Annotated in this window: 2 protein-coding genes; both read left to right on the forward strand. The window is 76.2% G+C overall.

Features of this window, described 5'->3' with window-relative positions:
- Positions 1 to 61: 61 nt before the first annotated feature.
- Positions 62 to 11,287, forward strand: a complete 11,226-nt coding sequence (locus tag LPU43_RS00840) for a type I polyketide synthase (RefSeq protein ID WP_444543564.1) — start codon at positions 62 to 64, stop codon at positions 11,285 to 11,287.
- 46 nt (positions 11,288 to 11,333) lie between these two features.
- On the forward strand, positions 11,334 to 13,337 hold a 2,004-nt coding region (locus LPU43_RS00845; RefSeq protein WP_229397818.1), incomplete at its 3' end, for a type I polyketide synthase.

The raw sequence follows: 13,337 nt of genomic DNA on the forward strand, positions 1-13,337 counted from the left end.
CGAGGAAGTGAGACCAGCCATGGCGAACGTGCCGGCGGAGAACGACGGGGCGCGACCGACCGTGTCGGACGAGGAGCGGCTCCGCGAGTACCTGACGCGCGTCGTCGCCGAACTGCACCAGACCCGCCAGCGGCTGCGTGAGGTCACCGCCGAGGAGTCCGAGCCGGTCGCCATCGTGTCGATGAGCTGCCGCTACCCGGGTGGCATCGACTCGCCCGAGGAGCTGTGGCGGTTCGTCTCGACGGGCGGCGACGCCATGGGCGACTTCCCCACCGACCGGGGCTGGGACCTCGACCGGCTGCACCACCCCGACCCGGACAACCCCGGCACCTCGTACGCGGCCTCCGGCGGGTTCCTCGCCGACGCCGGGCAGTTCGACGCCGCGCTGTTCGGCGTCTCGCCCCGCGAGGCGGTCGCCATGGACCCGCAGCAGCGGCTGCTGCTGGAGGTCACCTGGGAGCTGTTCGAGCGCGCCGGCGTCGCCCCCCTGTCGCTGCGCGGCAGCCGCACCGGCGTCTTCGTGGGCACCTCCGGCCAGGACTACGCCGCCGTGCTGCACCGCGCCCCCGGCGTCGAGGGCTACGTCCTCACCGGCACCGCGGCCAGCGTCGTCTCCGGCCGCATCGCCTACACGTTCGGGCTGGAGGGGCCCGCGCTGACCGTCGACACCGCCTGCTCGTCGTCCTCCGTCGCCGTCCACCTCGCCTGCCAGGCCCTGCGCGAACGCGAATGTGGCCTCGCCGTCGTCGGCGGGGCCACGGTGATGGCCACCCCCGGCCCGTTCGTCGAGTTCTCCCGGCAGCGCGGCCTCGCCGCCGACGGGCGGTGCAAGTCGTTCGCCGCCGCCGCCGACGGCACCGGCTGGGCCGAGGGCGTCGGCCTGCTGCTCCTCGAACGCCTCTCCGACGCGCGCCGCAACGGCCACCGGGTGCTCGGCATCATCCGCAGCTCCGCCGTCAACCAGGACGGCGCGTCCAACGGGCTCACCGCGCCCAACGGGCCCGCCCAGCAGCGGGTCATCCGGCAGGCCCTCGCCGGTGCGAAGCTCACCCCCGACATGGTCGACGTGGTCGAGGCGCACGGCACCGGCACCACCCTCGGCGACCCGATCGAGGCGCAGGCGCTCCTGGCCACGTACGGGCAGGAGCGCGACCGGCCCCTGCTGCTCGGCTCGATCAAGTCGAACATCGGGCACACCCAGGCCGCCTCCGGCGTCGCCGGGATCATCAAGATGGTCCTCGCCATGCGGCACGGCGTCGTCCCGCCGACCCTGCACGTCGACGCCCCGACTCCGCACGTCGACTGGGCCGCCGGCGCGGTCGCGCTGGTCACCCAGCCGACGCCGTGGCCGGCTGCGGACCGGCCCCGCCGGGCCGCCGTCTCCTCGTTCGGCATGAGCGGCACCAACACCCACCTCGTCCTCGAACAGCCCGAACAGGCCGAGGTCGAGGCCGAGGCGGCGGAACCGCCCGCCCCCGCGCCGGTCCTGCTCACCGGGCGCACCCGCGCGGCGCTGCGCCGGCAGGCCGAGCGCTGGTCCCGGTACGTCGCCGAGCACGCCGACGCGGGCCCGGCCGACGTGGCCTGGACCTCGGTGGTCTCCCGCTCGCCCCTGGACCACCGCGCGGTGGTCCTCGCCGCCGACCGAGCCGAGTTGGTCGCGGGACTGACGGCGCTGGCCGAGGGCCGGCCGGGGACCGAGGTCGTCTCCGGTGCCGTCGGCACTCCGGGCGAGGTGGCGTTCGTGTTCCCGGGTCAGGGTTCACAGTGGGTGGGCATGGCCGCCGAGCTGCTCGACACGGCCCCGGTGTTCGCGGAGAGGCTGGCGGAGTGCGGGCGGGCGTTGACGCCGTTCGTGGACTGGTCGCTGCTGGACGTGGTGCGTGGTGTGCCGGGTGCGGCGTCCCTCGACCGGGTGGACGTGGTGCAGCCGGTTCTGTTCGCGGTGGGGGTGTCCCTGGCGGCGTTGTGGGAGTCGTACGGGGTGCGTCCGTCTGCGGTGATCGGGCACTCGCAGGGGGAGATCGCGGCGGCGTGTGTTGCCGGTGCGTTGAGCCTGGGCGACGCGGCGGCGGTGGTGGCGTTGCGTTCCCGGGTGATTGCTGGGATCGCCGGGGACGGCGGGATGGTGTCGGTGGCGACGACCGCCGACGAAGCCACCGCCACGATCGGGCGCTGGGACGGGCGGGTCGCGCTGGCGGCGGTGAACGGGCCGACGTCTGTCGTGGTCTCCGGTGACGTCGCTGCCTTGGACGAGCTTGTCGCGCTCTATGAGGCCCGTGAGGTGCGGGTGCGGCGGGTTCCCGTGGATTACGCCTCCCACTCGGCGCATGTGGAGCCGTTGCGTGAGCAGTTGGTGGAGTTGTTGGCCGGGCTGCGTCCGCAGGCCGGTGGGGTGCGGTTCTGGTCGACCGTGGACGGGGACTGGCTGGACACGTCGGGTCTGGGCGCGGACTACTGGTATCGGAATCTGCGGCAGACGGTGCGGTTCGACGAGGCGGTGCGGGCCCTGGTCTCGGCCGGCTACAGCACCTTCATCGAGGTGAGTGCGCATCCGGTGTTGACGATGGCGGTGCAGGAGTCGGTGGAGGCGGTCGCGGCCGACCCGGCCGGGGTCACCGTCACCGGGAGCCTGCGACGCGGGGAGGGCGGCCTCGGCCGCTTCCACCGCGCCCTCGCCGAGGTGCACACCCGGGGCGTCGCCGTCGACTGGCGGCCCGCGTTCGCCGGCCGCGCCGGTCGCCTCGTCGACCTGCCCACGTACGCGTTCGAGCGGCAGCACCACTGGGTGCCCGCCGAGGAGCCCGCCGTCCCGGTCACCGGTGCCGGCCTGCTCGACCACCGCTTCTGGGACGCCGTCGAACGCGCCGACCTCGACGCCCTGCGCGACACCCTCGCCGTCGACGACGCCGAGGCCGTCGAGTCGCTGCGTACCCTGCTCCCCGCCCTCGCCGGCTGGCGACGCCAGCGTCAGGAGCACTCCCTCCTCGACGGCTGGCGCTACAGGATCGACTGGCAGGTGGCCCCCGAGCCCGCCGCCGCCCGCCTCGCCGGCACCTGGCTGCTGGCGCTGCCCGCCGATGCGGACGACGACCCGGCGGTCCGCGCCCTCCGGGCCGCCCTCACCGACGCGGGGGCGGACCTGCTGCCGCTGACCGTCGCGCCCGACGCCGACCGGGCCGCGCTCGCCGCCGCTCTGACCGGCGCGGACGTCGCCGGAGTGGTCTCCCTGCTCGCCTGGGAACCCCGAACCGATCCCGCCGGGGAGCCACCGGCCGGCGCGGGGGCAGCCCTGCCCGGCCTGGCCCCCACCCTCGCCCTGGCGCAGGCGCTCGGCGACGCCGAACTCGCCGCGCCGCTGTGGCTGATCACCCGGGGAGCGGTCGCCGCCGCGTCGTACGACCGGCTCGCCGACCCCGGCCAGGCCGCGATCTGGGGGCTCGGCCGGGTCGTCGGCGTCGAGGCCCCCCACCGCTGGGGCGGCCTGGTCGACCTGCCGCCCGGCCTCGACGCCCGCGCCGCCGGCCGGCTCACCGCCGTCCTCGCCGGGACGACCGGGGAGGACCAGCTCGCGGTACGCGCCCCCGGCGTCTTCGTCCGCCGCCTGGTCCGCGCCCCGCTCGGCGACCGGCCCCCGGCGCGGCGCTTCGCGCCCACCGGAACCGCGCTCGTCACCGGCGGCACCGGCGGGCTCGGCGCCCGCGCCGCCCGCTGGCTCGCCACGGCCGGCGCGGAACACGTCGTACTGGTCAGCCGGCGCGGCCCCGACGCGCCCGGCGCCGCCGAACTGGCCGGCGAGCTGCGCGACCTCGGCCCCCGGGTCACCGTCGCCGCCTGCGACATCGCCGACCGGGCCGCCGTTGCCGCCCTGCTCGACCGGGTCCAGGCCGACGGCCCACCGGTACGCGTCGTCGTGCACACCGCCGGCGTCGCCCAGACCACCCCGCTCATGGCGGTCACCCCGACCGAGCTGGCCGAGGTGACCGCCGGCAAGACCGTCGGGGCGGCGCACCTGCACGAACTCCTCGCCGACGCCGAACTCGACGCGTTCGTCGTCTACTCCTCCATCGCCGCCACCTGGGGCAGCGCCGGCCAGGCCGGGTACGCCGCCGGCAACGCGTACCTCGACGCGCTCGTGGCGCAGCGGCGCGCCGACGGGCGGGCCGGCACCGCCGTCGCCTGGGGCCCGTGGTCCGAGGGCGGCATGAACACGGCCGACTCCGCGCGGAAGCTGCGCGACCGGGGCGTGCCCGAGATGGACCCCGCCGTCGCCATGAGCGCCCTGGTGCAGGCCCTCGACCACGGCGACGTCGCCCTCATCGTCGCCGACGTCGACTGGTCCCGGTTCGCCCCCGCGTACGCCTCCGCCCGGCGTCGGCCGCTGCTGGAGGGCGTACCGGAGGCGAAGGCCGCCCTCGACGGCGGCGCGCCCCTCGACGACGGCGACGACGGCCCCGCCGCGACCCTGCGCCGCGAGCTGGCCGCGTCGACTGCGGCGCGGCGGGAGGAGACCCTCACCGACCTGGTCCGCGACCTCGCCGCCGACGTGCTCGGCCACGACGACGCCGCCGCCATCCGGGCCACCACCGCGTTCCGGGACCTCGGCTTCGACTCGCTGACCGCCGTCGAGCTGCGCAACCGGCTCGTCGCCGCGATCGGCCAGCCGCTGCCCATCACCCTCGTCTTCGACCACCCCACCCCGGTGGTACTGGCCCGGTTCCTGCTCGCCGGGCTGCTCGGCGACGCCCCGACGACCGCCGAGGCCGTCGCCCCGTCCGCCGTGGACGCCGACGAGCCGATCGCCATCGTGTCGATGGCCTGCCGCTTCCCGGGCGGCGTCACCGCACCGGAACACCTGTGGCGGCTCGTCGCCGACGGCGTGGACACCCTCGGCGAGTTCCCCACCGACCGGGGCTGGGACCTCGACCGGCTCGTCGACCCCGACCCGGAAAAGATCGGCACCACGTATACGGACAAGGGCGCGTTCGTCTACGACGCGGCGGACTTCGACCCGGGCTTCTTCGAGATCAGCCCCCGCGAGGCCCTCGCCATGGACCCGCAGCAGCGGCTGATCCTGGAGACGTCCTGGGAGGCCCTCGAACGGGCCGGGATCGTCCCCGGGTCGCTGCGCGGCTCGCGGACCGGGGTGTTCGTCGGCACCAACGGCCAGGACTACCGCTCCCTGCTGGTGGTGGCCGGCGACCAGGTGGAGGGATTCGGCGGCACGGGCAACGCGGCGAGCGTGCTGTCCGGCCGGGTGGCGTATGCGCTGGGGCTGGAGGGCCCGGCGGTCTCCGTCGACACGGCCTGCTCGTCGTCCCTGGTCGCGCTGCACCTGGCCGTGCAGGCGCTGCGGGCCGGCGAGTGCGAGCTGGCGCTGTCCGGCGGCGCGACGGTGATGGCCACGCCGGGCCTGTTCGTGGAGTTCTCCCGGCAGCGCGGCATGGCCCCCGACGGGCGCGTCAAGGCGTTCGCGGCGGCGGCCGACGGGACCGGCTGGGGCGAGGGCGCGGGCATGCTGCTGCTGGAGCGGCTCTCCGACGCCCGCCGCAACGGCCACACCGTGCTGGCGCTGGTGCGTGGCTCGGCGGTGAACCAGGACGGCGCGTCGAACGGGCTGACCGCGCCGAACGGGCCGTCGCAGCAGCGGGTGATCCGGGCGGCGCTGGCCGACGCGCGGCTCTCCCCGGCGGATGTGGACGTGGTGGAGGCGCACGGCACGGGTACGACGTTGGGTGACCCGATCGAGGCGCAGGCGCTGCTCGCCACGTACGGGCAGGACCGGGACACGCCGCTGTTGCTCGGCTCGGTGAAGTCGAACATCGGGCACACGCAGGCCGCTGCCGGCGTCGTGAGCGTGATCAAGATGGTCCTCGCGATGCGGGAGGGCGTCGTTCCCGCGACGCTGCACGTGGACGCGCCGTCGCCGCACGTCGACTGGTCGGCCGGGGCGGTGGAGCTGGCGACCGAGGCGCGGTCGTGGCCGGCGGTGGACCGGCCCCGCCGGGCGGCGGTCTCCTCGTTCGGCGTCTCCGGGACGAACGCCCACATGATCGTCGAGCAGGCCGACGACCTGCCCCCGACCGACGAGGCCGTCGACGGCGCTGACCTGGTGGACGGCGGCGGCCTGGTGGCCTCGGGCGCGGTGGTGTGGCCGGTGTCGGCGCGGTCGAAGGCGGCGCTGTCCGGGCAGGCGGCGCGGCTGGCCCGGCACCTCCGCGAGCGCGGCGACCTCGACCTGGCGGCCGTCGCCTGGTCCCTGGCCACCACCCGGTCGACCTTCGAGCACCGGGCCGCCGTGGTCGGCGAGACCCCGGAGGAGCTGCTGTCCGGCCTGGACGCGGTGGCGGCGGGCGAACCGGCGGGGAACGTGGTCACCGGAGCGGCCGTGGACGGAGGTTCGGGCGTGGTGTTCGTGTTTCCGGGTCAGGGTGGTCAGTCGGTGCGAATGGCGGCCGGCCTGGTGGGTCGGTGTGGGGTGTTCGACGCCAGGTTGGCAGAGTGTCAGCGGGCGTTCGCCCCGTTCTTGGACGTGGATCTCGTGTCGGTGTTGACCGGGGATGACGAGTCGTGGTTGGACCGGGTGGAGATCCTTCAGCCGGTGTTGTTCGCCATCGGTGTGTCGCTGGTCGAGGTGTGGCGGGCTGCCGGTGTGGCTCCGGCGGCGATGATCGGTCATTCGCAGGGGGAGATCGCGGCGGCTTGCGCGGCCGGGGTGTTGTCCCTCGATGATGCTGCGCGGGCGGTGGCGTTGCGGGCTCGTGCCCTGGCGACCCTGGCCGGTTCGGGGGCGATGGCGGCGGTGGATCTGCCCGCCGCCGAGGTGCAGGCCCGCCTGACCGGTCATCCGGACGTGGTCGTGGGTGTGGTGAACGGTCCGGCGTCGGTGGTGGTCTCCGGCCCGCCCGCGCAGGTCGGCGAGCTGGTGGAGGGGTTCAAGGGCGAGGGGGTGCGGGCGCGGCCGATCCGGTTCAACTACGCGTCGCACTCGCCTGCCGTGGAGGCGATCCGGGAGCGGATGCTGACCGACCTGGCGGGCCTGCAACCGAAGGCCGGTCACACGCCGTTGGTGTCCACCCTGACGGGGGAGTGGGCCGAGCCAACCGGCATGGACGGCGGGTACTGGTTCGAGAACCTGCGGAATCCGGTGCGGTTCGACGCCGCCGTCCGTACGGCGGTCGCGGCCGGGCACACGACGTTCGTGGAGGTGTCGGCGCATCCGGTGTTGAGCATGCCGGTCACGGCGATCCTGGACGACCTCGGCGCGACCGGGCACGTGTTGGGGAGTCTGCGGCGGGGTGAGGACGACCCGACCCGGTTGCTGACGAGCCTGGCGGCCGCGCACGCGGTGGGCCTGCCCGTGGAGCTGACGGCGGTCCTCACCCCGGCACCCACCGTCGACCTGCCCACGTACGCCTTCGACCGGGCGCGGTACTGGCTCCAGGCCCCCGCCGACCGGGTGCGGGACGTCGCCGCCGCCGGCCTCTCCGACGCCGGGCACCCGCTGCTCAGCGCGGCCGTACCGGTCGCCGACGACCAGACGGTTGTGCTCACCGGGCGGCTCTCCGCGCGCACCCACCGGTGGCTGGCCGACCACGTCGTGGGCGGGGCGGCGGTCGTCCCCGGCACCGCGCTGATGGACATGGTGATCCGCGCGGGCGACGAGGTCGACGCCGGCCAGGTCGGCGACCTGGCCCTGATCAGCCCGCTCGTGCTGCCGGCCACCGGCGCCGTCCAGGTGCAGGTGCGCGTCGGCCCGCCCGGCGACACCGGCGAGCGGACTGTCACCGTGCACTCGCGCCCCGAGGAGAGCGCCGACGCGGAGTGGACCCGGCACGCGGAGGGGCTGCTCCTGCCGGGGCTGCCCACCCCCGAGGTGGTGGCGGGGGAGTGGCCGCCGGCCGGCGCGGTCGAAATCGACGACCTGGACGCCTGGTACGCGCGGACGGCCGAGCGCGGCCTCGCCTACGGCCCGGCCTTCCAGGGCCTGCGCCGGGTGTGGCGTCGCGACGACGAGGTGTACGCGGAGGTGGCGCTGCCCGACGAGGTCGCCGCCGACGCGTCTCGGTTCGGCCTGCACCCGGCCCTGTTCGACGCCGCCCTCCAGGCCACCGGCCCCTCCGGGCTGCTCGGCGCGGACGCCACCGGCAGCGGCGGCCTGCCGTTCGCCTTCCGCGCGGCCACCCTGCACGCCCACGGCGCGTCCCGGCTGCGGGTGCGGCTGCGCTCGCTCGCCCCGGACACGGTGGCCGTCACCCTGGCCGACCCGGCCGGTCAGCCGGTCGCCACCGTCGAGTCGCTGACGTTCCGGCAGGTCGCCGCCGGCCGCGCCGACGAGGCCGCCGCGCTGCGCCGCACCTCGCTGTTCCACCTGGACTGGACGCCGCTGGCAACGGGCGACGCGGCGGCCGGGGGCGGGACGCGCTGGGCGCTGCTCGGCGACGACCCCCTCGGGCTGGCCGCCGCGCTGGCCGCCGCCGGGCACCCGGTGACCGGCCACGCCGACCTGTCGGCGCTGGTCGCGGCGCTCGACGACGACGGCGACGTACCGGATGTGGTGGTGGACCTGCGGCCCGGCGCGGACGCGGCCTGGACCGGCGCGGACGCGGCCCGGGGCGGGGAGGAGACGGACCCGGACCGGGTCGGCGCGGACGCGCACGACGCGGCCCGGGACGGCCTGGCGCTGCTGCGGCGGTGGCTCGCCGAACCGCGCCTGGATTCGGCCCGGCTGGTCCTGCACACCCGGGGCGCGGTCGCCGCCGCGCCCGGCGAGACCCCGCGCGACCTGGCCCGCGCCGCCCTGTGGGGGCTGGTCCGCTCGGCGCAGTCCGAGCACCCCGGCCGGTTCACGCTGCTCGACACCGACGACGCCGCCACCTCCCTCGCCGCCGTCGCGGCGGCGGTCGGCTCCGGCGAGCCGCAGCTCGCGGTCCGCGACGGCGCCGTGGCGGCGCTGCGGCTCGTCCGGGCCCGCGACGCCGGTGTGCTGTCGCCGCCCGGCGACGAGACGCCGTGGCGGCTCGACGTCACCGAGAAGGGCACGCTGGAGAACCTGGCCCTGCTGCCCGTGCCCGTGGCGGACGGCGACGAGGTGCCCGAGGGGCACGTCGTGGTCGAGATGCGCGCCTCCGGGCTCAACTTCCGCGACGTGGTGCTGGCCCTCGGCATGGTCCCCGACCAGGAGGTGCTGGGCAGCGAGGGCGCGGGCGTGGTGCTCCGGGTCGGCCCCGGCGTCACCGGCCTCGCGCCCGGCGACCGGGTCATGGGCGTCGTCGCCGGCTCGTTCTCCTCCGTGGCCGTCACCGACCACCGGATGCTCACCCGCATCCCCGACGGCTGGTCGTACGCGGAGGCGGCGGCCGTGCCGGTGGTCTTCCTGACCGCCTGGTACGGGCTGGTCGAGCTGGGCGGGCTGACGGCCGGGGAGTCGGTGCTGGTGCACTCGGCCGCCGGCGGCGTCGGCATGGCCGCCGTGCAGATCGCCCGCCACCTCGGCGCGGAGGTCTACGGCACGGCCAGCCCCGGCAAGTGGCCGGCGCTGCGGGCCACCGGCTTCGACGACGCCCACATCGCCTCCTCGCGCACCCTCGACTTCGCGGGGACGTTCCGCGACCGCACCGGCGGGCGCGGCGTCGACGTGGTGCTCAACGCGCTCAGCGGCGAGTTCGTGGACGCGTCGCTGCGGCTGCTCGCCCCGGGCGGCCGGTTCGTGGAGATGGGCAAGACCGACCAGCGGGACCCCCGGCGGGTCGCCGCCGCGCACCCCGGCGTCAGCTACCAGGTCTTCGACCTGATGGTGGCCGGCCCGGACACGATCGCGGGGATGCTGGCCGAGCTGATGGCGCTCTTCGCCGTCGGCGCGCTGCAACCGCTGCCCCGGCGCACCTGGGACGTCCGGCAGGCCCCCGAGGCGTTCCGCTTCCTCAGCCAGGCCCGGCACGTCGGCAAGCTGACCCTGACCATCCCCCAGCCGCCGAGGCTCGACGGCACCGTCCTGGTCTCCGGCGCGACCGGCGCCCTCGGCGGGCTGCTCTGCCGGCACCTGGTCGCCACGCACGGGGCCCGGCACCTGCTGCTGGTCAGCCGGCGCGGCCCCGACGCGGCGGGCGCGGACGAGCTGCTGGCCGACCTCAAGGCCCTCGGCGCGGACGTGTCGATCGTCGCCGCCGACCTGGCAGACCCGGACGCCGTGGCCGACGTGCTGTCGATGGTGGACGCCCGGCACCCGCTGCGCGCCGTCGTGCACACCGCCGGGGTCACCGACGACGTCACCGTCGAGTCGATGACCCCGGACCGCCTCGACGCGGTGCTGCGGCCCAAGGTCGACGCCGCCTGGAACCTGCACCGGGCCACGCTCGGCCACGAGCTGACCGCGTTCGTGCTCTACTCCGCCGCCGCCGGAGTGTTCGGCGGGCCCGGCCAGGGCAACTACGCCGCCGGCAACGCGTTCCTCGACGCCCTCGCCGGGCACCGGCGGGCCCTCGGCCTGCCGGCGGTCTCCCTGGTCTGGGGCCTGTGGGCGCAGGCCAGCGGCATCACCGGGCACCTCGACGCCGTGGACCGGCGGCGGCTGGAGCGCAGCGGGCTGGTGGCGCTCGGCAACGACGAGGCCCTCGCCCTGTTCGACGCGGCGTGGCGCTCGGAGCGGGCGGTGCTGATGCCCGCGAAGATGAACCTGGCCGCGAACGGCGCGCCGCACCACCCGCTGCTCGCGGCCCTGGTCCGACCCGCCGGCCGCCGGGCCGTCGCCGCCGGGACCGCCGGCGGGCAGGCGTTCGTCGACACCCTGCGCGGCCTGGCCGCCGAGAAGCGGGAACGCGCCCTGCGCGACCTGGTGCTGGCGCACGTCGCCGTGGTCCTCGGCCGTGGCGACCCGGCCGACATCGAGCCGACCCGGGCGTTCCGGGAACTCGGCTTCGACTCGCTCACCGCCGTCGAGCTGCGCAACCGGGTCGGGGCCGCCACCGGGCTGCGGCTGCCCGCGACGCTGGTCTTCGACCACCCGACGCCGGCGGCGCTCGCCGCGTACCTGGCGACGCAGTTCCGCTCCGCCGAACCGGCGACCGACCGGGCGGCGGGCGTCGGCGGGGAACTCGACCGCCTGGAGGCGGCGCTGGACCGGCTCGACCCGGCCGACGACGAGTTCCGCCGGATCACCGACCGGCTGCACGGCCTGCTGGACCGGCTCGCCGACCGGCAGGCCGGCGCCGACGGCGACGACGACCTCGAGTCGGCCACCGCCGAGAACATCTTCGACCTGATCGACCGCGAGCTGGAGACGTCGTGACGACCGGCCGCACAGACCACGGCAAGCCGAGTGAGGTGGGTCCACGGTGAGCAACGAGGACGAGAAGTACGTCGAGTACCTGAAGCGTACGACCTCGGAGCTGCGGCGCACCCGGCGTCGGCTGCGCGAGCTGGAGGCCCGCGACGGCGAACCCGTCGCCATCGTGGCGATGAGCTGCCGGTACCCGGGCGGCGTCGACTCGCCCGAGGCGCTGTGGCGACTCGTGCGCGACGGCGGCGACGGCATCGGCCCGTTCCCCGCCGACCGGGGCTGGGATCTCGACCGGCTGTTCCACCCGGATCCCGACCACCCGGGCACCAGCTACGTCTCCGAGGGCGGCTTCGTCTACGGGGCGGGGGACTTCGACGCCGACCTGTTCGGCATCAGCCCCCGTGAGGCCCTGGCGATGGACCCGCAGCAGCGGCTGCTGCTGGAGACGTCCTGGGAGGCGTTCGAGCGGGCCGGGCTGCCGCTGCCGGCGCTGCGCGGCAGCCGCACCGGGGTCTTCGTCGGGGCGTCCGCGCACGGCTACGAGGCGGTGATCGCGCAGGCCACCGGCGAGAACGGCGAGGGGCACCTGCTCACCGGCAACGCCACCAGCGTCATCTCCGGGCGGGTCGCGTACACCCTCGGGCTGGAGGGCCCGGCGGTCACCGTCGACACCGCCTGCTCCTCCTCCCTCGTGGCGATCCACCTGGCCGCGCAGGGGCTGCGCAACGGCGACTGCGAGCTGGCCCTGGCCGGCGGCGTGACCGTCATGCCGACCCCGGCGGTCTTCGTCGGCTTCAGCCGCCAGCGCGGCCTCGCCCCCGACGGCCGGTGCAAGGCGTTCTCCGCCGCCGCCGACGGCACCTCCTGGTCGGAGGGCGCCGGCATGCTGCTGCTCGCCCGCCTCTCCGACGCCCGCCGCCACGGGTACCCCGTCCTCGCCGTGATCCCCGGCAGCGCCGTCAACTCCGACGGCGCGTCCAACGGCCTGAGCGCCCCGCACGGCCCCTCCCAGGTGCGGGTCATCCGGCAGGCCCTCGCCAACGCCCGGCTCACCGCGGCCGACGTCGACGTGGTGGAGGCGCACGCCACCGGCACCCGGCTCGGCGACCCGATCGAGGCGCAGGCGCTCATCGCCACGTACGGGCAGGACCGGGGCGAGGCCGCCCCGCTGCTGCTCGGGTCGGTCAAGTCCAACCTCGGCCACACCCAGGCCGCCGCCGGCGTCGCCGGGGTGATCAAGATGGTGCTGGCCATCCAGCACGGCACCGTCCCGCCCACCCTGCACGCCGCCGAGCCGTCCCCGCACGTCGACTGGGCGGCCGGGGCCGTCGCGCTGGCCACCGAGGCCACCCCGTGGCCCGCCGTGGACCGGCCGCGCCGGGCCGCCGTGTCGTCGTTCGGGGTCTCCGGCACCAACGCGCACGCCATCGTCGAGCAGGCCCCGGCGGCGGAGGACGCCGAGAAGGAGTCGCCGACGGCCGACCGCCCGGTCGTGCCGGTGCTGCTCTCCGCCCGCTCCGCCGCCGCCCTCGCCGCCCAGGCCGGTCGCTGGGCCGCCCGGCTCGCCGACGACCCCGACGCCCGCCCGCTCGACGTCGCGTACTCCTCCGTGGTCGCCCGGTCCGCCCTCGACCACCGCGCGGTGGTCGCCGCCGCCGACCCCGGCGACCTGCTGGCCGGGCTGCGCGCCCTGGCCGCCGGCTCGCCGGCCGGCAACGTCGTCTCCGGTACGGGTGCCGGGCGCGGCCACCTCGCGGTCCTGTTCTCCGGGCAGGGCGCGCAGCGTGCCGGCATGGGCCGGGAGCTGTACGCCGAGTTCCCCGTCTTCGCGTCGGCGTTGGACGAGGTGTGCGCGCATCTGGACCGCGCGCTGCCGAGGCCGTTGAGGGCGGTGCTGTTCGCGGAGGCGGGCACGCCGGAGGCGGAGTTGCTGGACCAGACGGTGTTCACCCAGGCGGGCCTGTTCGCCGTCGAGGTGGCGCTGTTCCGGCTCGTGGAGTCCTTCGGCGTGACGCCGGACCTCGTCGGCGGGCACTCGATCGGTGAGGTCACCGCCGCG

Origin of the sequence: Micromonospora okii (assembly GCF_020884795.1) — a bacterium.
Taxonomy (GTDB): Bacteria; Actinomycetota; Actinomycetes; order Mycobacteriales; family Micromonosporaceae; genus Micromonospora; species Micromonospora okii.